A 24247-nucleotide genomic window follows, 5' to 3' on the forward strand; every position below is an offset into this window, starting at 1 on the left:
GTGATTTACTGACTAAACTCTTGTTGTATTAACAATGTAGAGATCACAGTTGGCTGCAGCCGCAACGTTTCGTGAAATACTTCCAAGGATGCGTTGCAAGCCTTGAGCCTTTTTATTGCCGACAACAATTGTATCTGCATCAAGCAGCTCTGCCTGCTGAACTAGTACTTCCGCTGGTTGTCCTTCTACAGCAAGAGCCTTGACCTTAAGGGCAGGCCAATCGCTTCGCAAAATTGCTGCCACTGATTCCGCAGCTTCTTGCGCTGCTGCCGCTTGACCATCTGCGAGTCGTTGGTAAGCATCAGAAGTCTTGACGGCCATGTTTCCACTCTTGGCGGTTTGCATCGCCACGACGGAGCTGATGCTGTATGCGGAAATGACGTACAGTTCTGCATCAAGACTAACTGCAAGCTCTGCAGCTTTTACTGCTGCGGTAAGTGCAGTTTGGCTTGAATCAACGCCAGTGATGATTTTCTTCATGGTTTTAGATTTTTACCTTCCAGATCAGATCCAGATTTCGGATACGGATGAAAAACTGAGTTTCAGCTCACATCTTACTATTGTCCTAATGTCCAATCATAGCTTTTATCGAAAATCGCCGGCCGAGAAGGACTCTTCTAACTCCTCGAGCGATTTGTCCGAAGTATTTGGAAGGGTTTTCCAGAGGAAGAGGATTAGGAGTGCATTGGCCACAGCGAAGATTCCGAACATTCCTTGAAGCCCTGCTATGTCTACAACAATGGGGAAAGCTAAGGTGATTCCAGCATTGACGATCCACATGCAAAACACTGAAATCCCCATGCCGAGGCCCCTGAGATGAAGGGGGAACATTTCTGACAGCGCAACCCAAATCGGAGCATTCAAACACAGTTGCACGAAAAACATGAATGTAACGAAAAGCGCCAACATTATCCACGCACGCGCCACGGAAGCATCCATCGTCAATGCGACGATCAGAATCGTAGTGTGAACCAACGTCACCATGATGAACCCAAAAATGATGAGTTTCCTTCGCGACACCATGTCGATGAACACAAACAGGCATACCCCAGATCATTGCTGGTCAGGGATATGTCGAAACCTGGTGCGTAGTTGGCCAAGGCTTTGATCGACAAGTTGGACAATGGGCGAACTGAACCACAGCGTTTTATCGCCGGGCGCCCTTTGATGATTTGAGGGACAATGGCTGGAGTTCGTCTCCGGCGGCCTTGATGTTGATTAAACAGTTCTAGAACGGGAAACTCTGACGACAGTTGAGACTTTCCCTTATGACGGTGAAAAACTGAGGAATTCTCTGTTTCGTTAAACAATCCATTTGCAGAATAGGTGTTGACCTGGCGGTTTGTTGTTGTGCGAGGTGCTGTGTAGATTAATTCGAGTCGCCAGGACAGTGCAACACTTTCCGAAAGGAATAGGGGATGTGCATCAAGGTGACGAAGAGGTTAAATCGAAGTTGACTTCAAATTCTGAATGTACTACGATGAATCCTCAGCTGCTGAAGAGATTAAGGTGCGAATAATACCTTATTTTCTTGGTGTGCGTGTGTTGTTTGAGAACTCAATAGTGTGCCATTTATTTTATTTTTGTCACTACCATTTCACATATTTTTGTGAGGTGGTGGGTCATGCCGGGTGGTGGATCGCCAAAATTATCCATCACTGTAAACAATAAAACTATTGTTGGCATGATTTGTGTGGGTGGTCTTGTTCCCCGTCAAGGGAAGAAACCCACACACATCATTATTTATTTTGATAATGCCAGTAACACCCTCAATTTTTCTGACTGCTCCTTGTGTGTGGTTGGTGGGGGTGTTGTTGTTTTTGTCAGGTGTTGGGCTTTTCACAAGCCTTAAGAGACATTTTCTTGTTTTTTTGTGGAGAGTTTGATCCTGGCTCAGGACGAACGCTGGCGGCGTGCTTAACACATGCAAGTCGAACGCTGAAACTAGATGCTTGCATTTGGTGGATGAGTGGCGAACGGGTGAGTAACACGTGGGTGATCTGCCCTGCACTTTGGGATAAGCCTGGGAAACTGGGTCTAATACCGAATACTCACATCACTGTAGGGGTGGTGTGGAAAGCTTTTGCGGTGTGGGATGAGCCTGTGGCCTATCAGCTTGTTGGTGGGGTAATGGCCTACCAAGGCGTCGACGGGTAGCCGGCCTGAGAGGGTGTACGGCCACATTGGGACTGAGACACGGCCCAGACTCCTACGGGAGGCAGCAGTGGGGAATATTGCACAATGGGCGCAAGCCTGATGCAGCGACGCCGCGTGGGGGATGAAGGCCTTCGGGTTGTAAACTCCTTTCGCTTGGGACGAAGCCCACTTGTGGGTGACGGTACCTTGAGAAGAAGCACCGGCTAACTACGTGCCAGCAGCCGCGGTAATACGTAGGGTGCGAGCGTTGTCCGGAATTACTGGGCGTAAAGAGCTCGTAGGTGGTTTGTCGCGTCGTCTGTGAAATCCCGGGGCTTAACTTCGGGCGTGCAGGCGATACGGGCATAACTTGAGTGCTGTAGGGGAGACTGGAATTCCTGGTGTAGCGGTGAAATGCGCAGATATCAGGAGGAACACCGATGGCGAAGGCAGGTCTCTGGGCAGTAACTGACGCTGAGGAGCGAAAGCATGGGTAGCGAACAGGATTAGATACCCTGGTAGTCCATGCCGTAAACGGTGGGCGCTAGGTGTAGGGGTCTTCCACGACTTCTGTGCCGCAGCTAACGCATTAAGCGCCCCGCCTGGGGAGTACGGCCGCAAGGCTAAAACTCAAAGGAATTGACGGGGGCCCGCACAAGCGGCGGAGCATGTGGATTAATTCGATGCAACGCGAAGAACCTTACCTGGGCTTGACATGGACCGGATCGGCGTAGAGATACGTTTTCCCTTGTGGTCGGTTCACAGGTGGTGCATGGTTGTCGTCAGCTCGTGTCGTGAGATGTTGGGTTAAGTCCCGCAACGAGCGCAACCCTTGTCTTATGTTGCCAGCACATTTGGTGGGTACTCATGAGAGACTGCCGGGGTTAACTCGGAGGAAGGTGGGGATGACGTCAAATCATCATGCCCCTTATGTCCAGGGCTTCACACATGCTACAATGGTCGGTACAGCGAGTTGCCACACCGTGAGGTGGAGCTAATCTCTTAAAGCCGGCCTCAGTTCGGATTGGGGTCTGCAACTCGACCCCATGAAGTCGGAGTCGCTAGTAATCGCAGATCAGCAACGCTGCGGTGAATACGTTCCCGGGCCTTGTACACACCGCCCGTCACGTCATGAAAGTTGGTAACACCCGAAGCCAGTGGCCCAACCCTTGTGGGGGGAGCTGTCGAAGGTGGGATCGGCGATTGGGACGAAGTCGTAACAAGGTAGCCGTACCGGAAGGTGCGGCTGGATCACCTCCTTTCTAAGGAGCTTTATATAAACCCCGCATAAAGGCAGTGCTTTTATGGTGGGGTGTTGGTGTTGGAACCCGGATGTGGTTGCCATCAACACACTTATTTAATCGGGTGGAGATGACCCCGTGGGTGACAAAAACCAGAAACAATACTTCTGGCTGAACTAAATGGCATGCTGTTGGGTGTCTGGAATGACATCGCAAGCACCACACTGTGTGTGGTGTGTGTGGGTTGTTTCTAACATCGAGCATTCACAGCTTAATCAATTGCCTTTGTGTTGTTGGTTGTGGTGTGGGTGGTGTGTTGTGTGAGAACTGTATAGTGGACGCGAGCATCTTTATTTTTTTGTTTATTTTGTTGTGTGACCGAACGCGCCAAACGCCATGAGATGAGCACGTTGTTGTTTATTGTGGTGGTGGTTGGTTTTTTTGTGTTTGTTGTTTTTTAGGGCACACGGTGGATGCCTTGGCATATCAAGCCGATGAAGGACGTGAGAGGCTGCGTTATGCCTCGGGGAGTTGCCAACTAAGCGTTGATCCGAGGATGTCCGAATGGGGAAACCCAGCTGCAGTAATGTGTGGTTACCCATCAGTGAATATATAGCTGGTGTGGGGGTTGACACGGGGAAGTGAAACATCTCAGTACCCGTAGGAGAAGAAAACAATTGTGATTCCGTTAGTAGTGGCGAGCGAACGTGGATGATGGCTAAAACTTATGTGTGTGATACCCGGCAGGGGTTGCATGTAGGTGGTTGTGGGGCAACAACATTCTGCATTCTGCCGGATGTGGGCATATGTCGCGTGGTTAGTGGAAGTGGTGTGGGAACGCCTACCGTAGAAGGTGAGAGTCCTGTACATGAAGGCCATGGTGGTGTGTGTGGTTGTTGATACCCCGAGTAGCAGCGGGCTCGTGGAATCTGCTGTGAATTAGCCGGGACCACCCGGTAAGCCTGAATACTTGATATGACCGATAGCGGATTAGTACCGTGAGGGAATGGTGAAAAGTACCCCGGGAGGGGAGTGAAATAGTACCTGAAACCGTGTGCTGACAATCCGTCAGAGCGCACCTTTGGTGTGTGATGGCGTGCCTTTTGAAGAATGAGCCTGCGAGTCAGCGGCATGTCGCGAGGTTAACCCGTGTGGGGTAGCCGTAGGGAAACCGAATCCTAACGAGGGTGATTTTTAGTGGCATGTCTTGGACCCGAAGCGGAGTGATCTACCCATGGCCAGTGTGAAGCAGCTGTAAGAGGTTGTGGAGGCGCGAACCCACTTAGGTTGAAAACTGAGGGGATGAGTTGTGGGTAGGGGTGAAAGGCCAATCAAACTCCGTGATAGCTGGTTCTCCCCGAAATGCATTTAGGTGCAGCGTTGTGTGTTTCTTGCCGGAGGTAGAGCTACTGGATGGTTTAGCGGGACTATCATCTTAGCGACATCAGCCAAACTCCGAATGCCGGTAAGTGAGAGTGCAGCAGTGAGACTGCGGGGGATAAGCTTCGTAGTCGAGAGGGAAACAGCCCAGATCGCCGGCTAAGGCCCCTAAGGGTGTGCTAAGTGGAAAAGGAGGTGGGGTCGCGAAGACAGCCAGGAGGTTGGCTTAGAAGCAGCCATCCTTGAAAGAGTGCGTAATAGCTCACTGGTCGAGTGATTCCGCGCCGACAATGTAGTGGGGCTTAAGTACACCGCCGAAGCCGCGGCAATGATCCCTTGTGGATTGTTGGGTAGGGGAGCGTCGTGCACTACGGTGAAGCTTGAGGGTGACCTTGGGTGGAGTGTGTGCGAGTGAGAATGCAGGCATGAGTAACGATTGATGCGTGAGAAACGTATCCGCCGGATGACTAAGGGTTCCTGGGTCAAGTTAATCTTCCCAGGGTGAGTCGGGGCCTAAGGCGAGGCCGACAGGCGTAGTCGATGGATAACGGGTTGATATTCCCGTACCCGAGTATCAGCGACCATGGTGAATCAGTGATACTAACCACCCATAAGCACCTGTCACTTTCTTTGATTGTGGTGGTGTGTGGTTGCGTGGGACCTGATCTGGTAGTAGCTAAGTGATGGGGTGACGCAGGGAGGTAGCCTAGCCACTTATTGGATTGTGGTGTAAGCGTGTGGCACGCAGTGTAGGTCAAATCCGCACTGTTTTTGTGTGAGGCGTGATGCGGAGCCCTTTTTGGGTGAAGTGGGTGATCCTGTGCTGTCGAGAAAAGCCTCTAGCGATGGTGGTATTCGGCCCGTACCCTAAACCGACACAGGTAGTCAGGTAGAGAATACTAAGGCGTTCGGGTGAACTGTGGTTAAGGAACTCGGCAAAATGCCCCCGTAACTTCGGGAGAAGGGGGGCCACTACTGGTGGGAAGATCATGCATCTTTTTTGCTGGTGGTGGTCGCAGAGAATAGAGGGAAGCGACTGTTTACTAAAAACACAGGTCCGTGCGAAGACGTTGAAGTTGATGTATACGGACTGACGCCTGCCCGGTGCTGGAAGGTTAAGAGGACCGGTTAGTGAAGTTTACTTTGCGAAGCTGAGAATTTAAGCCCCAGTAAACGGCGGTGGTAACTATAACCATCCTAAGGTAGCGAAATTCCTTGTCGGGTAAGTTCCGACCTGCACGAATGGCGTAACGACTTCCCTGCTGTCTCAACCACAGGCCCGGTGAAATTGCAGTACGAGTAAAGATGCTCGTTACGCGCGGCAGGACGAAAAGACCCCGGGACCTTCACTATAGCTTGGTATTGGTGTTTGATTCGGTTTGTGTAGGATAGGTGGGAGACTGTGATCATGTGACGCTAGTTGTGTGTGAGTCGTTGGTGAAATACCACTCTGATCGGATTGGATGTCTAACCTTGGCCCATGATCTGGGTTGGGGACAGTGCCTGGTGGGTAGTTTAACTGGGGCGGTTGCCTCCCAAAATGTAACGGAGGCGCCCAAAGGTTTCCTCAGCTTGGTTGGTAATCAGGTGGTGAGTGTAAGTGCACAAGGGAGCTTGACTGTGACACTGACAGGTGGAGCAGGGACGAAAGTCGGGACTAGTGATCCGGCACCTACTTGTGGTTGTGGTGTCGCTCAACGGATAAAAGGTACCCCGGGGATAACAGGCTGATCTTCCCCAAGAGTCCATATCGACGGGATGGTTTGGCACCTCGATGTCGGCTCGTCGCATCCTGGGGCTGGAGTAGGTCCCAAGGGTTGGGCTGTTCGCCCATTAAAGCGGCACGCGAGCTGGGTTTAGAACGTCGTGAGACAGTTCGGTCTCTATCCGCCGCGCGCGTTGAAACTTGAAGGAAGGCTGTCCCTAGTACGAGAGGACCGGGACGGACGTACCTCTGGTGTGCCAGTTGTTCCGCCAGGAGCAGGGCTGGTTGGCTACGTACGGGAGGGATAACCGCTGAAAGCATCTAAGCGGGAAGCCTGTTTCGAGATGAGGTTTCGTTTGAGGTTCCCTGTAGATTATGGGGTTGATAGGCCAGATCTGGAAGCACTGTGAGGTGTGGAGGTGACTGGTACTAATGTACCGATAACAACAAACACCCCTTTTGGGGGTTGTTCCAAAACGCAACGTAACAAATGAGCATATAAAAATGTGTGTTCGCGTCCATTATGCAGTGTCTGACACAACACAACCAGCCTGTTGGTTGGTTTGGTGTGTGGTTGTGTCGGTGGTGATAGTAGCAGGGAAACGCCCGGTCCCTTTCCGAACCCGGAAGCTAAGCCTGGTTACGCTGATGGTACTGCACTCGGGAGGGTGTGGGAGAGTAGGTTACCGCCGACCAAAAACTTAAAAGTGAAATAGAAAGAGTGTGATTCAATGGTAGAGGGATTTTAACTTCCTCCCATTGGATCACACTCTTTTTGTCGTTCTATAATAAAGTCTTTACACGGTTCTCAACTTCAAGGAACAACATGGCTGATAACTTCGACCGTCAACGTGACAACGATCGCTCCGGCGATCGTGGACGCTACCGGAACTCCCGCGGCAACGATGACCGCGGAAACTACCGTCAAAATCGTGACGGCGAATCCCGAGATAGGGGCGGATACCGTGGGGACCGCCGAGACAACCAGTCCGGGGAATATCGTCACCGTGACGATCGAAGGGGTAACCGTGGTGGCGATGATCGTCGCGGAGGTTACCGTTCTGATCGCAACTTTGAAGACCGTGGGCGTCGCAACGATAGGTCCGATGACCGCAGGGATGATCGCCGTGGCGGAGACCGACCTTACGGTCGCACCGATCGTGATGGCCAATCACGCGGAGGATACCGAGGAATTGACCGCCGCGATGATCGCCGTGGAGGTCAAGGAAACAGGCAGGGCGGGGGAGACCGTCGTCATGCTAACCGTGGTGGCCGTGATCAGCAACGCGATACCCTGCATCCACAACGATCAGGTTTCCGCGAGGAGCGTATAAATTCTCGTCTTAATGAACCCGATTTGCCGGGTGATATTGATATCAAGGATTTGGATCCTTTGGTGCTCCAGGACCTGAAAGTACTGTCTAAGGACAACGCGGAAGCCGTCGCAAAGCATATGATTATGGCTGCAACCTGGCTGGCCGACGATCCTCAATTGGCACTTCGCCATGCCCGTGCTGCGAAGGATCGCGCGGGGCGCGTATCTGTAGTTCGTGAGACGAATGGTATCGCGGCGTATCATGCTGGCGAGTGGAAAGAGGCACTGTCTGAGTTGCGGGCTGCTCGCCGTATGTCTGGTGGTCCTGGCTTGATTGCTGTGATGGCTGACTGTGAACGTGGTTTGGGTCGTCCGGAAAAGGCCATCGAACTAGCTCGTAACGAGGACTTAAGTGGTCTTGATCAAGACAGCTTGATTGAGTTGGCTATCGTGGTTGCTGGTGCACGACATGATTTGGGTCAGCACGATTCTGCGATTGTTGAGTTGCAGAAGGTTAATCCTTCTCTCAAGGGCTCTGGTTTGACTCAGTCGCGTTTGTCGTATGCCTACGCAGATGCCCTTGTTTTAGCTGGTCGTGCGGATGAATCCCGTGAGTGGTTCCAGCATGCAGCTGATCTGGATGAAGACGGTTTCCTCGATGCTAAGGAGCGTATCGAAGAGCTAGATAAGGGTAACAACTAGACTATGAGTCTATGAGTGTAATCACGGAATATGACAGCCTTCTTTTAGATCTAGATGGCACCGTCTACGAGGGCGGCCGGGCTATTGAACATGCAGTTTCTTCGATCAACAGCTCAGGTTTGCCCTTAATGTATGTCACTAATAATGCTTCCCGTGCCCCGGAGGTAGTGGCTGAACAACTTCGTGATATTGGTCTTGATCAGACCACTGCCGAGCATGTGATGACTTCGGCTCAAGCAGCCTGCCAGATGGCAGCAGAGAAAATTCCTGTGGGTTCTAGAGTCTATGTTTTGGGTACTGAGTCGTTCCGCGACCTGGCTCGGAACGCTGGTTTTGAAGTTGTTGATTCCGCCGATGACCAGCCACAAGCAGTGTTGCACGGACACAATCCAGAGACTGGTTGGGCGCAATTGAGCGAGGCTGCGCTGGCAATTAATGCCGGGGCACAGTATTTTGCCTCCAACTTAGATTCCACCCTTCCGATGGAACGCGGTCGCCATATCGGCAATGGATCGATGGTGGCTGCCGTGACTCATGCAACGGGCGTAACGCCACTGTCTGCAGGAAAACCTGGCCCGGCTATGTTTTATGCCGCCGCAGCTGCACTAAATTCTACAAAACCGTTGGCTGTAGGTGATCGTCTTGATACTGATATCGCCGGTGGTAACGCCGCTGGGATGGACACGTTCCAGGTCTTAACCGGCGTCAGTGGATTCTATGACCTTGTATACGCAGTACCGGAGCAACGCCCCACGTATATCGCCGCCTCCTTGCAGGACCTTTATAGCGAACCGGGCAGCTTGCGGCCAGGTAGTCAGGGAGGTTTTAAGGCGCTTATCGACGGCGCCACCCTGGTCATTTCCGGCGGCGATTCCTCCGCAGGCCCAACGCCGATTGCAGCACTACGTACTGCCTTAGAGAAAGCCTGGGCAAGCACATCACCAATCACGGATGTCCGAGCTGACTCTGAATTGGCAGCACAAGCACTTAAAAACTGGTGGTAATTTATGACATCTCCAAAACCACACGATCCTCGTACAGCTAACTTTGTTGATCCAGAAGAAATCACATCCAAAGTAAACGACATCCTAAGCCGTCACGCTGACACGCTTCGTGATGAAGCCAGCAATCTTGAAGAAGCCCACCGCATCCTCAACGACGCACTGTCTTAAAACGACCACATCATTTACGAAAGAAGAACACCGCACGATGGTTGCACGCAGAAGACTAGACGCAGAACTTGTTCGTCGAAAGATCGCACGTTCTAGGGAACATGCGGTTGAAATGATCCGTGGCCGTCGAGTTTTTGTCGCAGGAATGCTTGCACTCAAACCAGCAACAGTAGTGGAACCTGAGGTATCCATTCGTGTTGAGGAAGATGCCAGCGAGGATTGGGCTTCACGCGGAGCGCATAAACTCATCGGTGCGTTGGAATTTTTTGAGCCCTTAGGGCTCAAGGTCAAAGGCCGACGGGTGCTAGATGCCGGCGCGTCTACAGGCGGATTTACGGATGTCTTGCTGCGTCGAGAAGCGTCTGAAGTCGTAGCTGTTGACGTCGGCTATGGGCAGTTGATTTGGCGGTTGCAAAATGATGACCGGGTGCGGGTCGTGGATCGCACAAATATCAGATACATGACGCTGGAAGATACCGGCGGTGAATGCGACATGATGGTGGGAGATCTATCTTTTATTTCCCTCAAACTCACTTTGCCGGCCATCGCGAACGTCTTAAGTGAGGGTGCTGATCTGCTCCCCATGGTCAAGCCTCAATTTGAAGTTGGGAAAGATCGCTTGGGCAGCGGCGGAGTGGTGCGTTCACCCGAACTGCGGGCAGAAGTAACCGCTGATGTTGCCAAATTTGCTGCAACTTTGGGCTTGAGCTTAAAACAGGTAGTTGCATCACCTCTTCCAGGCCCTTCAGGCAACGTAGAATATTTCTTATGGCTGGTCAAAGACGGTGGAGCATCAATGCCAGACGATGAGAAACTTCTAGCGATGATCGATACGGCTGTGAAAGAAGGTCCGCAATAATGAGCGCATCTACGAATATCGCGGAACAACGGCGTGTGCTGTTAGTTCCACATACTGGGCGATCATCCAATATTGAATCGGCAATTCTGGCAGCAAAATTGCTTGATGATGCAGGCATTGACGTCAGGGTATTAATCAATGATGCTGAAGATCCTATTGCGAGTCACCCCGTATTGGGTCGATTTACGCATGTGAGGCATGCTCCAGATGCAGCAGAAGGCGCAGAACTTGTCCTAGTACTCGGAGGCGACGGTACCTTTTTGCGTGCTGCAGACATGGCGCATGCCGTAGATCTTCCAGTACTTGGCATCAATTTGGGCCACGTAGGATTCCTGGCTGAATGGGAATCAGATTCTTTAGAAGAAGCACTCAAACGCGTGATCGACCGTGATTACCATGTGGAAGATCGCATGACGTTAGATGTCGTGGTCTTAGACGGTGGTGCGGAAGAAATTGGCCACGGATGGGCTTTAAATGAAGTAAGCATTGAGAACCTGAATCGCCGGGGCGTACTCGATGCCACGCTTGAAGTAGATGCTCGACCGGTGGCTTCTTTTGGTTGCGATGGCGTACTTATTTCCACCCCAACAGGTTCAACAGCGTATGCGTTTTCAGCTGGTGGCCCGGTGCTGTGGCCAGAACTTGATGCGATTTTAGTGGTACCGAACAACGCCCATGCACTGTTTACAAAACCACTGGTTGTCAGCCCAAAATCTACGGTAGCTGTGGAATCGAACTCTGATACTTCACCAGCGATGGCAGTGATGGATGGTTTTCGCCCCATACCAATGCCACCTGGATCCCGCGTTGAGGTGAGCAGAGGTAAGCGTCCGGTGCGGTGGGTTCGACTGGATTCTTCACCATTTACCGACCGCCTTGTGAGCAAATTACGTCTTCCAGTAACGGGTTGGCGTGGGCCGCAAAAACACGCGGAAAAGTAACGTCCCAGGTCAGAACGGTAGTTCGAAAATCATTCGAACAAATTTCGAAGATTTAGAAAAAACGTTCGCATAAATTCTCGAATGTGTTGTACACTTTGAGGCATGCTCGTAGACATTGCCATTGAGAACCTTGGAGTGATTCCAGCCGCCTCAGCTGAGTTTAGCTCAGGTTTAACCGTGCTTACCGGTGAGACCGGCGCGGGAAAGACCATGGTAGTTACTGGTTTACGCTTACTTTCCGGCGGTCGAGCGGATGCATCCCGTGTCCGTACTGGATCCGCTCAGGCGGTTGTGGAAGGTCGCTTTGTCACCCAAGGTGTGCCCTGCGATATCGTCGAACGTGCGACCGGAATCGTTTCGAACGCCGGTGGTGCAGCAGATGAAAATGGTGAGTTTTTAGCAGTGCGTTCCGTTGGGGCAAATGGCCGTTCCAAAGCGCATCTGGGAGGGCGTTCAGTTCCGGCTGCAACGTTGTCAGAGTTTTCAGATGAACTGCTCACCATCCACGGTCAAAATGATCAACTTCGGCTGCTGTCTCCAGAACGGCAACTGGATGCGCTGGACCGGTTTGACCCAGCCTTGTCCGCTCTTCGTCACAGCTACGCAACTAAGTACCACACGTGGAAAACCTTGGACCGGGATTTGCAAAAGCGTCTAAGCAGTAGGAGAGAGCTCGCTCAAGAGGTCGACCGCCTTCAATTCGCTATCAATGAGATTGAAGAAGTAGCTCCGCAGCCAGGTGAAGATAAAGAGTTAGTGGAACAGATCCGTCGCCTTCAAGATGTGGATTCATTGCGAGAACAAGCCGCCACTGCATTAGCTGCCATTGATGGCGCGGGGGCGCTAAGTGATGCAATGGGTGGCGCCGGTGGTTTTGATGATGAGCAAGAATCCGCCTCGGATCAACTCGGTCAAGCAGAATCTGCACTAGCAGGAAGCGACGATGCCAAGCTGAAAGAGATCGCAGCACAGCTTTCAGAGATCACAAGTCAGCTCAGTGAAGTCTCGATGGAGTTGGGAGGCTTCTTATCTGAACTTCCCGCAGATCCTCAAGCTTTGGACGAAATGCTCACCAGGCAGCAACAGCTCAAGCTGCTCACCCGGAAATATGCTGCCGACATCGATGGCGTTATTGAATGGCAGCATAAAGCCCAAATCCGCCTAGATAGCATCGATATTTCCTCTGAAGCTTTGGACAAACTCAAAGCAGACGTAAACAAAGCAGAAGTCTCCATGATGCGCGCTGCAAAGAAGCTTTCCACTTCACGAACAAAAGCAGCGAGAAAACTAGCCAAAACAGTTACTGAAGAACTTCAAGGTTTAGCCATGCAAAAGGCACGCTTTGATGTTGCTATGACAATTGTGGATCCCGGCCCAACCGGGATTGACCAGGTGGAATTCCAACTCGCCGCCAATAGTCTTTCACAACCTCGCCCGCTGGCATCTTCTGCTTCTGGCGGTGAACTTTCCCGCGTCATGCTCGCGCTAGAAGTTATTCTTGCCGCAGGAACAACCGGTACAACACTGGTTTTCGATGAAGTTGATGCCGGAGTAGGTGGCCGCGCAGCGGTAGAAATCGGTCGGCGCCTAGCCAGACTTGCCAATAATAACCAGGTCATCGTGGTTACCCACCTTCCTCAAGTAGCCGCCTATGCTGATACCCACCTTCATGTAGCTAAAAATGTTGGAGAAAAATCAGTTACCTCAGGAGTGGAATCCTTGACTTTCGAACGCCGCGTCGAAGAACTCTCCCGCATGCTCGCAGGTTTAGATGACACAGCTACAGGCCGTGCGCACGCCACTGAGCTGCTAGAACGAGCTCAGAAGGAAAAGCAAGATATTTGTGCTGAAGCCGAAGAGCCACTACTTGCTGCCAGCGCATAGGAGTTTTCTTGGAATTTTTTAGGCGCGCCTCCACCAAAGGTTGAGACTTTGTTCCACAATGGGCTGCATGAGTCTGTTCAACCGCAAAGCCGACCTGCCCGGCCTGCAGGGTGCAACCAGAGTATGCACGCCGCAGGGCAAAGGGCTAAAGCGTCTGTCCGAAGGCGATCTTGCCGTCATTGATGCACCAGATCTTTCCAGGACCTTCGCCCAACGATTGATCGCAGCAAAACCCGCCGCTGTGCTCAACGTATCTCGGTTCACCACAGGCGCCGTGCCAAATTTCGGCCCGCAAATGCTTATCGACGCCGGCATCCAACTCGTAGAAGGCTTCGGCCACGAGCTTCTCGACGGCACCAAAGAGGGTAAAAAGGGCCGACTGACAGAAGACGGACAACTTTTTTACGGCGAGCGCCTCATCGCAAACGGCAGCGTTCTTAGTGGACCAGCCGCCGAAAACGCATTCGCCGATGCACAGCAATCACTACTTGACCGAATGGAAGCATATTTTGGCAACACCATTCAGTTCATTCACTCCGAAGCACCTCTGCTGATCGATGGCCTAGGCATCCCAGACACCGGCCAAGGCATTGAAGGCCGCAAAGTGCTCATCGCATCACCAGGTGATAACCACCGCAGCAGACTCAAAGAACTACGCAACTTTATCCGCGAATACGACCCTGTACTCATCGGTGTCGATGGTGCAGCAGACACCCTCGTTGAACTCGGTTACAAGCCTGCCCTCATCGTAGGAAACCCCACGGGAATTGGTGCGGATGCTCTTCGCAGTGGCGCAAACGTCATTTTGCCTGCCGATCCTGATGGGCATGCGGTCGGGCTTGAGCGCATCCAAGATCTTGGTATCGGTGCAATGACTTTCCCGTCTTCTGTTAGCTCCTCAACGGATTTAGCCTTGCTGCTTGCGGATTATCACAACCCTCAGATGATCGTGAACGTTGGCGGCCCGGTCACACTCGATGGCGTATTTGAAAACCGCGACGATTCCGATCCCGCCGCGCTGCTCACGCGCGCCAAAGTAGGTACAAAGCTTGTCGACGGATCCGTCATCGCAAGCCTCTACACCGTTAGAAGCACCAGCAACCTTGGATGGCTGTGGGCACTTTTAGCAATCCTGGTTGTCCTAGCAGTGGTTATCGCAATCGCAGGCACTGCAGGATCTGGCTCTTTCACCGACAACCTCATTGACACCTGGAACAGCTTCGCGCTGACAGTCCAGGGTTGGTTCAAATAGGAAGGCACCATGGCTAAACGACGCGGAAAAGGCGCCACAACTATTGCAGCACTTGGGTTTGGTGCAGCAGCCGGAATTGCCTTTGGAACATATGTCCTTGCTCCCAACCTTCCAGAAAACATCGACCCAAACGCACCCACCTCAGCACAGCTTTCCGAGGCAGAGACTTTGGCGGAAGTAAATGCAGTGCAAGCAGCGCAAGCTGACAGCATCATTGACCACATCGTCGATGATGTAGTGGCAGGCACCCTAGTTGATCGACCAGTGCTGGTCATGAGAACTGCTGATGCTGAACAGTCCGATGTTGATGATGTGTCATGGCTTTTGCAGCAAGCTGGCGCTGTTAATGCAGGAACCATAACTTTAGAGGAGACATTTTTCTCTCAAGATGGTGCCGATCAATTGAAGTCGATTGTGGCTAATACTCTGCCAGCAGGTGCACAATTGTCAGAAACCCAATTGGATCCGGGCACTCATGCAGGTGAAGCACTCGGTGCAGCGCTATTGCTCAACCCGGAAAACGGAGAACCACTAGCTAGCACCGCGGAGCGTGGTTTATTGCTCAATGTACTGCGCGATAGTGGTTATATCTCTTATGAAGATGGCACTATCTTGCCTGGACAAGTAATCGTTTTAATCACCGGTGATAGCGATGGTTCCGGTGACTCTGCCTTTGGCGCTGAAACACAATCACTATTTGCCAGGGCTCTCGATGCCCAAGGATCCGGAGTCGTGGTTGCAGGGCGAATTCACACTGCCGCTGATACTGGAGTGATTGGTCGACTTCGTGCAAATCCAGATGCAGCAGCCAATGTCTCCACGGTTGATTCAGTTGACCGAACCTGGGGCAAGATGGCCACAGTATTGTCTGTTCGAGAAGAGTTGGCTGGTAGATCAGGTGCCTTTGGTTCAGCTGCGTCTGCTGATGCAGCAAGTCCATCACTAGATGGAGTTGGCGCTGCACCAAATCAGTAGATTTTCTCGACTCTCTCGATGAAAATCGAGTATTTGTTACAGAACGCGTTTTGAGCGGTCAAAGTGCCCAGGATGAGTCTTTGTATGGCTTATATCCATTGGGGCGCTTAAACGCGGTTCTGGAAGGACTTAATTTTGGGTTTAGTGGGGCAGATGTAAAATCTGCTAGTTTGCTGATCAAGTACTCACCACAAGCCGCAGGGTCACCAGTGGAATCGGTCAAAAATTTGCACCCCAACTGCCGTGAAACGGGAATATCCACCACAAACTGCAGGATTTCTTAAATTTTTGGTGGATATTCGCACATGTTTGCGCTTCGCAGTTTGCGTCGATGGGGGTTGGGCAATCTGTTGACCTATAGATAGAATCCTTGAAAAGTGTGTTCTGAACTGGCGTTATTTTTCTGCGAATTAGTGTGTTATGCTGGGGTTCCGTAGGTTTGAAAAGTCGGAAACCTCTCCGAGCTTTCCCTGCGGTTTTTTGTTTCCCATTCATGCTGATCCACAGCATTTTTTGGGTAGACAATTAAGAGCAGAGTAAGCCATGGAGGGGACCGTGGCCACGTGCCGGCAATTTGAACACACCGATCGTTTAAGTTTTCCGCACTGCCTAAGTTTTTTGAAGAAAAACTAGGTTCAACCAGGAAGGTCGTCTCAGACATCATGACCTCAACACGAAAAGTCCGTCCCACCAAACATATCTTCGTCACCGGTGGCGTAGTTTCTTCCCTCGGCAAAGGATTAACCGCGGCTAGTCTTGGACAATTGCTGATCGCTCGCGGATTGTCGGTGACCATGCAGAAGCTGGATCCGTATCTCAACGTTGATCCTGGCACTATGAATCCTTTTGAACACGGTGAAGTCTTTGTCACCGAAGATGGTGCAGAAACAGACCTCGATCTGGGCCATTATGAGCGTTTCCTCGACCGAAACCTTGGACTTAACGCCAACGTCACTACCGGTAAGGTGTACTCAACCGTCATTGCCAAAGAGCGCAGGGGAGAGTACCTCGGAAAAACTGTCCAGGTCATTCCGCATATCACTGATGAAATCAAGGCCCGTATTTTGAGCATGGGCATTCCTGATGCTGATGGAAACGCACCTGATGTGGTGATTTCCGAGGTCGGTGGAACAGTCGGTGATATTGAGTCCCAGCCGTTTTTGGAAGCTGCACGCCAGGTTCGTCATGAAATTGGGCGCGAAAACTGCTTCTTCATTCACTGTTCTTTGGTGCCCTACCTTGCTACGTCAGGTGAGTTGAAAACAAAACCCACCCAGCATTCAGTAGCAGAATTACGCGGCATCGGTATTTTGCCTGATGCACTTGTGCTTCGTTGTGATCGCGAAGTGCCACAGGGGTTGAAAGACAAGATCGCGATGATGTGCGATGTTGATTATGAAGGAGTCGTGTCCTGCCCTGACTCCAGCTCCATCTACAACATTCCGGATGTGTTGTACCGCGAACATTTGGATACCTTCATCATCCGTCGTCTTGGTCTGCCCTTCCGCGACGTTGATTGGAGCACCTGGCATGATTTGCTTGAGCGTGTGAACAATCCACGTCATGAAATCACCGTGGGTATCGTCGGCAAGTATATTGACCTCCCCGATGCTTATCTCTCAGTCGTGGAGGCTGTGCGCGCGGCAGGGTATGCGAACTGGACTCGCACCAATATTAAGTGGATTACCTCTGATGATTGTGAAACTCCAGCAGGTGCCATGAAAGCACTGGGTGGGTTGAATGCCATCGTGGTTCCAGGTGGATTTGGTATCAGAGGCATCGAAGGGAAAATCGGTGCCATTACCTTTGCTCGTGAGCATAAGATCCCATTGCTTGGTCTTTGTCTTGGCTTGCAGTGCACAGTCATTGAAGCGGCACGCCAAGCAGGCCTTGATCAGGCTTCTTCCACTGAATTTGATCCAGATGCAAGCCAGCCGGTGATTGCGACGATGGAAGAGCAAAAAGCTGCAGTATCTGGCGAAGCCGATTTGGGTGGCACTATGCGTTTGGGAGCATATCCAGCAACACTTCAAGAAGGCTCTGTGGTTGCTTCGTTGTATGGCACGACGGAAGTTTCCGAGCGTCACCGCCACCGCTATGAGGTCAACAATGCCTACCGTGAACAGATTGCTCAGGGTTCTGACTTGGTATTTTCTGGCACTTCGCCGGACGGCCATTTGGTGGAATTTGTGGAATATCCACGAAACGTGCACCCATTTTTGGTGGCAACGCAAGCTCACCCTGAGTATAAATCACGGCCAACCAATGCTCATCCGCTGTTTTATGGCCTGGTGAAGACTGCGTTGGAGCTGCGTGTCCACCCCTAGTTCTACAATGTGATCATGGTTTCGAAAACACATGTTCCGGGTTCTCATGATTTCACTGTGACTGATACCGAGCTGCTCTTAGAGTCACCAATTTTGGGCGTGCGGCGCGATACTGTGCTTATGCCTGGTGGCGCGACTGCCAAACGTGAGGTGGTTGAGCATTTCGGGGCTGTCGCGGTAGTGGCGTTTGATGGTGACAACATTGCGATGGTTAAGCAGTATCGTCGTAGTGTTGGGGATCATTTGTGGGAACTTCCAGCTGGGCTGTTGGACATCGCTGATGAGGATGAACTGACGGGAGCTCAGCGGGAACTCGTTGAGGAAGCCGGTTTAGAGGCACAAACGTGGTCAGTGTTGACTGATTTAATTACCTCTCCTGGTTTTTGCGATGAGGCGGTGCGTGTTTTCTTGGCGCAGGACTTGAAAAAGGTTGAGCGCCCAGAAGTTTCCGGTGATGAAGAAGCTGACATGATCAATCAGTGGATTCCGCTTAAAGATGCCGTAGGAATGGTGTTTAGTGGCGAGTTAGTTAATTCTATTGCTATCGCGGGAGTGATGGCTGCTGATGCTGTTGTGGCAGGACGTGCGCAAGCGCGGCCTGTAAATGCGCCGTTTGCCTATCGCCCTACGGCGTTGGCGCAGCGTCGAAAAGCAAATGGCATTGTTCCTGATATGAAAAAGCTATGAAGGCTCGCGCATTTGGCAAAATCTGGTTGACGCATTTGGCGGTTGAGCGGGGATTGTCGGCAAATACTTTGAGTAATTATCGCCGTGATGTGCAGCGCTATTGTGATTGGCTTGAGGCTGCGGGCGTGGAGGAGCTTTCGCAGATTTCCACCACGCATGTGGAAAACTATGTCAAAGATCTGCGTCGTGGTGTCGATGGGCAGCAGGCGTTGTCGGCATCATCGGCCGGGCGTGCGCTCATCGTCGCGCGTGGCTTGCATAAGTTTGCGCTCATGGAAGGGGAGGTCGCTGCGGATGTTGCGGCTGACGTGTCGCCCCCGGCTCAGGGCCGGCATTTGCCTGACACGCTCAGCATCAACGAGGTAGCAATGCTTATCGACGCCATCCCACATTCTGATATCGCAAGCCCGGTAGATATCCGTGACCGAGCACTGGTGGAATTGCTCTATGGCACGGGGGCGCGTATCTCTGAAGCGACTGGTTTGTTTGTGGATGATGTGTCGGAAATGCCTGAAGTTTTGCGCATCACGGGTAAAGGTTCAAAACAAAGAATCGTTCCTTTTGGATCAATGGCGCAACAAGCTGTCCAGGATTATTTAGTTAGGGCGAGGCCCGCTTTAAGTAAGGGGAAAAGTCATGCGCTTTTTCTGAATCAACGCGGGGGTGCGCTATCTCGGCAATCAGCGTGGGCGGTGTTAAAAAAAGCTGTCGACCGCGCTGGATTGAAGAAAGATATTTCGCCACATACATTGCGGCACAGCTTTGCTACTCACCTTTTAGAAGGTGGTGCCGATGTCCGTGTGGTGCAAGAGTTGTTGGGACATTCCTCAGTGACAACGACACAGATATACACCCATATTACTGCGGAGAATCTTCGTGAGGTGTGGAGGGAAGCACACCCTCGTGCTTAACACGCGAAATTAAGTCAAGCTAACACGCTAGACAATTTGGTTTGAGTTCCGCGGGTGAGGTGACGGTCAAAAATTCTTAACAGTGCTATTCCTGTTTTGCCAGTTGGACTACGCCCGGAGTGGATCAACCCTAAAGACTTGACCAAATTGGTGCGTTTTTATGTTTACGGCGTGTGACGCAACGTAATGTCCAAGTGATCTATATCCTGAATGTATTGTGGTCGCAGGAGCTAATGACAGTGCAATAATTTCACCGCTGTTAGTTAAAGAGGCAATTCTAGAAAAATTGTGCAAAAAGTTGTTAGACGACCGCAGTGACAGTCCTAGTCAAGGAAGAAGGTTTGACTGTGAGTGATGCAGGGAAGAAGGACTCTTCCAAGGTGGAGATCGGGCTAACTGGTCGCCCCCTGCGCGAGTTGCCTGAGCCGTCTCCATTGGAAAAACATGGCCCAGCAACGATCATTGCCATGGCGAATCAAAAAGGTGGAGTAGGTAAAACGACCTCCACTATTAACCTCGGCGCGTGCTTGGCCGAGGCTGGACGTAAAGTTTTGCTCGTTGACTTGGATCCACAAGGTGCATTGACCGCCGGACTAGGCATTCACTATGACGATGTAGATATCACGGTGTATGACCTCATGGTGGATAATAACTCCACCATTGACCAAGCCATACACCACACCGGCGTTCCTGACCTAGATGTTGTTCCGGCAAATATTGATTTATCGGCAGCAGAGATCCAACTGGTCAATGAGGTTGGGCGCGAACAGACTCTCGCTCGTGCGTTGCGCCCAGTGATGAAAGAATATGACTTCATCATTCTTGATTGCCAGCCTTCGCTAGGGCTTTTGACGGTCAATGCATTGGCATGCGCACACGGTGTCATCATTCCGATGGAGTGTGAATACTTTTCTCTCCGCGGTTTGGCATTGCTCACCGATACGGTCGAAAAAGTTGCGGATCGCTTGAATTTTGATTTGGAAATCCTAGGCATTTTGGTGACAATGTTCGATCGTCGCACCTCTCATGCCAGGGAAGTGATGTCTCGAGTCGTTGAAGTCTTCGACGAAAAAGTCTTTGACACAGTGATCACTAGAACCGTGAGATTCCCCGAAACCTCCGTTGCTGGCGAACCAATCATTACCTGGGCGCCTACGTCACAAGGTGCTGAGCAATACCGCTCGTTGGCTCGTGAAGTCATTGAACGCGTCAAGGGTTAGTTGAACCTTTGCCGGCCTGTCAGAATTTTTTGATGCAGGCAAGTGGGTTAAGGTATGAAAGACCATGACAAAAGTAGTGGAGCTAGACCCAAAATGGTCTGAAGCCGATGAAGCGGAACTGAATGCGCAAAGCGTAAACTTTGCGGACTCTCAATATTCTGACCCAATTGGCCCCGAACCACTTCCTGCTGCTGACGATGAAGCTCCCACTTCAGGTTTTCAAGTTCAGCTCGAAAACTTTGAGGGACCTTTCGATCTGCTTTTGCAGTTGATTACCAAAAAGAAGCTTGACGTCACCGAGGTCGCATTAGCCCAGGTGACAGATGAGTTTATCGCTTATACCAGAAAGTTAGGCGAGACCAGTGATTTAGATGAAATCACTGAGTTTTTGGTAGTTGCGGCAACCTTGTTGGATTTAAAGACTGCTCGTTTACTCCCACGTGGTGAAGTAGATGATGAAGAAGACCTTGAGCTTCTAGAGGTAAAGGACCTCCTCTTTGCCAGACTTTTGCAGTATCGCGCCTATAAACAAGTTGCGGAGATGTTTGCACAGTGGCAAAGAGATGCTAGGCGCAGGTATCCACGCGCTGTGTCCTTGGAATCTCAATTTGCCGATCTTTTACCCCCAGTATCATTGGGGCATTCGGTGGGCAGTTTTAGTGAGCTAGCTGCCGTGGTGTTTCGACCAAAGCCACCTGAATCGGTAAGAACTGATCATATTCACCAAGTTGCTGTATCAGTTCCAGAGCAGGCGGGCCGAATTCTTAACACTCTAAAGCTTGCTGGAATTGACCACTACTTAAGCTTTCAGCTGCTTACGCGAGATTGCACGGTGTCGATGGAAGTGGTGGGACGGTTCCTGGCACTTTTGGAGCTGTACAAGGCCCGGGCTGTGGAAACTTTGCAAGAGGAGCCTTTGGGAGAGTTGAAAGTCTCGTGGACTGGAATCGATGTTGACCCAGCAGTTGTTGCTGCAAGTAACTGGGAATAGCTGGGTTTTTCACAACAAGCATTGCTGAATTAGTTTTAGTGACCTAAGCTACAAGTGCTGGTTTGCTACACATGAGCGGATGTTTTTCGCGTCCACTCAATTGAGAAGCTCCCACAGAATCCGTTTTGGAGAGGGCGGATTCTGTGGGAGCTTTTTGGGTGTTGGCAACAACCTATGGTCGTTGCTTGAGCATTTCTAGGATTTCGTCTGACAGTGGGCGGTCTGAGTAGATCCTCACGTCAGGTTCATTGGGGTCATCTTCGGTTCCGACTCGTCGACCTTCCCAGACGGGGGTGAGCCCTAATTTTTCCAGAATGCGGAATGACGCTGGGTGGTTGGTGGTTACACGAGCCGTTAGTGGGAGACTGTCGTCGATACGCTTGGTGGCAAGGGTTGCCGCATTAGAAATTTCTGTGGCATATCCGTTACCCCACAGATCAGGGCGGAGTCGGTATTTAAGGTCCCACACTCGGCCGTCGATAAGCTCGACGCCACCAACGCCCACGAACTCAGATGGACGGTCGCGCAAGTAGACACCCCAGGGGCCAAGATCTTTCTTTCCCCAACTGTCGTTGGTCCGCTTGATGATGTCGCGGGTATCGCGCACGCTAGTGTGACGCGCCTGCGGACGGTGTTCCCAGATTCGAGAGTCAGAGTAAATCTGGTGTGCCTCGTCTTCGAGCTCCACTGTGAGCGGTACGAGGATTAGTCTGTCGGTGCGTGTAATGGTAGCCATGAAGAAATGTTAGATCATTAGACGTCTTATGTGTGACGGTTTTCACTACTGATATAAATTTGTGATGTGACTCGTAATTAATTCTCAGCGTACTCAACGGGCGGTCGGTTACAGTGTCGTCGTTTTACACCCAATGGTGGGTGAGATGATGTGGTTTTCTGCCGATTTTTGAATTTAATCCTGTGAACTATATGCAACTTATCCCATTTGGGTGGTGTTAAGAACTAGGATGACTGGTTATGACTTCTTTAAAAGTAACCTCGTCCGCAGAAGCAATTGAACACAACGATGCCCATTTTCCTGAAGGGCCTGTAGTTTCTGTCGACTGGTTAGCGCACAATCTAGACCGTGAAGATGTGATCGTGCTGTGCGCGACAATGGGAGATGCTGACGCTGCTAAAGAATCAGGCATCCCAGGAGCATTCCTTGCTGATCTAGAGGGAGACTTTTCAGATCAGAGTGCGCAGCTTCCGCACACTGCACCACCTAATTTGGTAGGACTTTTAGAAAAGTATGGGATCAACACCGATAGCACGGTAGTTGTATATGACCTACACGGACTGATCGTTGCACCGAGGGTCTGGTGGCTGCTTCGTGTCGCGGGCCTTTCAAGCATTGGCGTTTTAAATGGAGGTTTTCCGGCGTGGGTTGCAGCGGGGCATGATACTGCACCTTTGACTCAACCTACAGGCGGTGGCCGCATTAGTGCGGAACCTCAACCAGACTTGTTGGTTGGATCAAGTGGAGTGGAACGAGCAATCGCAAGGTCGAGCAAGGCCGTGGTCGATGCCCGTAGTGCTGGCAGATTCTCAGGTGTGGAGGAAGAGCCACGTCCAGGCTTAAGGAAGGGATCAATCCCAGGAAGCGTGAATATTCCTTTCACTGAGGTTGCTGATGAAAAAGGATTCGTCCGACCTGCTGTTGAACTGAAAAAGCTCTTCGCTAGGCGAACCAATGATGCTCAGTCTTTGGTCTTTAGCTGCGGATCGGGCGTGACCGCTTGCGTGGATGCATATGCCGCAATTATCGCTGGATATGACGATGTGGTGGTTTATGAAGGTTCGTGGGCGGAGTGGGGTAACCCAGCAAACCAGAAGCCCATTGCTTAAAAAGCAACCAACACCTCCTATGATTACCACCCATGAATGATTTCGATCCAGCACTTATTTCCGCGATGAGTCTTATTCCCCAGACGAGGTCTCGGATGGAATCAATTTTGCTGGTGGTAGACACCCCAGTTTCAGCACGCACGCTGGCTGGGGTGTTAGGCATTGATGTTGCTGCAACGGAGTCCATTTTGAAGGAAATGTCCGTCGAATTAACAGAGCGGGGAAGTGGCATTGATCTCCGGGAAACCGCAGAAGGGTGGCGTTATTACACCCGGCCGGAAAATGCTGACATCGTGGAACAGTTTCTTTTAGACGGCAACCAAACCAGACTGTCTCGCGCAGCATTGGAAACACTTGCGGTGGTGGCATACCGCCAACCTGTCACACGTTCACAGATCTCAGCTGTGCGTGGTGTCAATGTTGATGGAGTGATGCGTACTTTGCAGCTTCGGGGATTGGTGAAAGAAGTTGATGTTGAAGAATCAACCGGTGCGCACCGCTATGCAACCACAGAGTTGCTGCTGGAACTTCTAGGCATTGATTCTTTGGATAAACTGCCTGATCTTGCCCCGCTTTTGCCGGATGTGGACACGATTGATGAGGACTTCTAGCATTGTCGTTACTGCTCGAACTATAAAAATCTCGGATAATAGGCTATTATTTTCTAGATTCAATTTCATACGCTTTTTAAAAGATTAAGGACA

18 protein-coding genes and 3 rRNA genes are annotated in these 24247 nt (G+C 51.3%); 18 read left to right on the plus strand and 3 right to left on the minus strand.

The genetic code is table 11. The features are described from left to right. Window positions 1-12: 12 nt before the first annotated feature. Complete coding sequence (locus N24_RS07610) at window positions 13-480, minus strand: universal stress protein (protein ID WP_096455757.1); 468 nt, start codon at window positions 478-480, stop codon at window positions 13-15. Between the two features lie 105 nt (window positions 481-585). Beyond that, window positions 586-1035 carry an MFS transporter gene (locus tag N24_RS07615; RefSeq protein WP_197702382.1) on the minus strand — a complete coding sequence of 150 codons (450 nt, stop codon included), beginning with the start codon at window positions 1033-1035 and terminating at the stop codon, window positions 586-588. A gap of 835 nt (window positions 1036-1870) precedes the next feature. Between N24_RS07615 and N24_RS07625 the strand changes: the two genes are divergently transcribed. The 16 genes from N24_RS07625 to N24_RS07705 all read left to right on the plus strand — a co-directional run bounded on the left by N24_RS07625 (window position 1871) and on the right by N24_RS07705 (window position 21698). Next, window positions 1871-3398: ribosomal RNA gene (locus N24_RS07625) — 16S ribosomal RNA — on the plus strand. A gap of 425 nt (window positions 3399-3823) precedes the next feature. After that, a 23S ribosomal RNA gene (locus N24_RS07630) occupies window positions 3824-6915 on the plus strand. Between the two features lie 125 nt (window positions 6916-7040). After that, window positions 7041-7157 (plus strand): 5S ribosomal RNA (gene rrf, locus N24_RS07635). Together the 16S, 23S and 5S rRNA genes form the textbook arrangement of a ribosomal RNA operon. Window positions 7158-7288: 131 nt before the next feature. Beyond that, window positions 7289-8479, plus strand: a complete 1191-nt coding sequence (locus N24_RS07640; protein ID WP_096455759.1) for a hypothetical protein — start codon at window positions 7289-7291, stop codon at window positions 8477-8479. Window positions 8480-8490: 11 nt separating this feature from the next. After that, entirely contained in the window at window positions 8491-9483 is a 993-nt protein-coding gene (locus N24_RS07645; RefSeq protein ID WP_096455761.1) for an HAD-IIA family hydrolase, read from the plus strand. 3 nt (window positions 9484-9486) lie between these two features. Next, entirely contained in the window at window positions 9487-9651 is a 165-nt protein-coding gene (locus tag N24_RS07650) for a hypothetical protein (protein ID WP_096455763.1), read from the plus strand. A gap of 37 nt (window positions 9652-9688) precedes the next feature. Beyond that, window positions 9689-10510: a TlyA family RNA methyltransferase gene (locus tag N24_RS07655; RefSeq protein WP_096455765.1), complete on the plus strand. Its 822-nt coding sequence runs from the start codon at window positions 9689-9691 to the stop codon at window positions 10508-10510. Continuing rightward, a complete protein-coding gene (locus tag N24_RS07660) occupies window positions 10510-11451 on the plus strand; it encodes an NAD kinase (RefSeq protein ID WP_096455767.1) in 942 nt (313 codons plus the stop codon). The genes N24_RS07655 and N24_RS07660 overlap by 1 nt, the downstream gene beginning before the upstream one ends. A 102-nt stretch (window positions 11452-11553) precedes the next feature. After that, complete coding sequence (gene recN / locus N24_RS07665) at window positions 11554-13335, plus strand: DNA repair protein RecN (protein ID WP_096455769.1); 1782 nt, start codon at window positions 11554-11556, stop codon at window positions 13333-13335. Between the two features lie 58 nt (window positions 13336-13393). Beyond that, the gene (steA, locus tag N24_RS07670) at window positions 13394-14587 is read left to right on the plus strand and encodes a putative cytokinetic ring protein SteA (RefSeq protein WP_096455771.1); all 1194 of its coding nucleotides are present in this window, start codon (window positions 13394-13396) and stop codon (window positions 14585-14587) included. A 9-nt stretch (window positions 14588-14596) separates the two neighbouring features. Continuing rightward, on the plus strand, window positions 14597-15562 hold the full coding sequence (locus N24_RS07675; protein WP_096455773.1) for a copper transporter: 966 nt from the start codon (window positions 14597-14599) through the stop codon (window positions 15560-15562). A gap of 662 nt (window positions 15563-16224) precedes the next feature. Next, window positions 16225-17889 carry a CTP synthase gene (locus N24_RS07685; RefSeq protein WP_096455777.1) on the plus strand — a complete coding sequence of 555 codons (1665 nt, stop codon included), beginning with the start codon at window positions 16225-16227 and terminating at the stop codon, window positions 17887-17889. Window positions 17890-17904: 15 nt separating this feature from the next. Further along, window positions 17905-18576: an NUDIX domain-containing protein gene (locus N24_RS07690; RefSeq protein WP_096455779.1), complete on the plus strand. Its 672-nt coding sequence runs from the start codon at window positions 17905-17907 to the stop codon at window positions 18574-18576. Then, on the plus strand, window positions 18573-19487 hold the full coding sequence (gene xerD / locus N24_RS07695; RefSeq protein WP_096455781.1) for a site-specific tyrosine recombinase XerD: 915 nt from the start codon (window positions 18573-18575) through the stop codon (window positions 19485-19487). Before N24_RS07690 ends, xerD begins: the two co-directional genes overlap by 4 nt. Window positions 19488-19834: 347 nt before the next feature. Continuing rightward, the gene (locus tag N24_RS07700; protein WP_096455783.1) at window positions 19835-20707 is read left to right on the plus strand and encodes a ParA family protein; all 873 of its coding nucleotides are present in this window, start codon (window positions 19835-19837) and stop codon (window positions 20705-20707) included. Between the two features lie 64 nt (window positions 20708-20771). After that, window positions 20772-21698 carry a segregation and condensation protein A gene (locus N24_RS07705; RefSeq protein ID WP_231910932.1) on the plus strand — a complete coding sequence of 309 codons (927 nt, stop codon included), beginning with the start codon at window positions 20772-20774 and terminating at the stop codon, window positions 21696-21698. Window positions 21699-21870: 172 nt separating this feature from the next. On the opposite strand, the gene N24_RS07710 is transcribed toward N24_RS07705, so the two are convergent. Continuing rightward, on the minus strand, window positions 21871-22434 hold the full coding sequence (locus tag N24_RS07710) for a GNAT family N-acetyltransferase (RefSeq protein ID WP_096455785.1): 564 nt from the start codon (window positions 22432-22434) through the stop codon (window positions 21871-21873). A gap of 239 nt (window positions 22435-22673) precedes the next feature. Here N24_RS07710 and N24_RS07715 point away from each other — a divergent pair, with 239 nt between their 5' ends. Both N24_RS07715 and scpB read left to right on the plus strand, forming a co-directional pair. Then, window positions 22674-23543, plus strand: a complete 870-nt coding sequence (locus N24_RS07715) for a sulfurtransferase (protein ID WP_096455787.1) — start codon at window positions 22674-22676, stop codon at window positions 23541-23543. A gap of 32 nt (window positions 23544-23575) precedes the next feature. Beyond that, the gene (gene scpB / locus N24_RS07720; RefSeq protein WP_096455789.1) at window positions 23576-24154 is read left to right on the plus strand and encodes an SMC-Scp complex subunit ScpB; all 579 of its coding nucleotides are present in this window, start codon (window positions 23576-23578) and stop codon (window positions 24152-24154) included. Window positions 24155-24247 lie beyond the last annotated feature (93 nt).

Source organism: Corynebacterium suranareeae (genome assembly GCF_002355155.1).
Taxonomy (GTDB): domain Bacteria; phylum Actinomycetota; class Actinomycetes; order Mycobacteriales; family Mycobacteriaceae; genus Corynebacterium; species Corynebacterium suranareeae.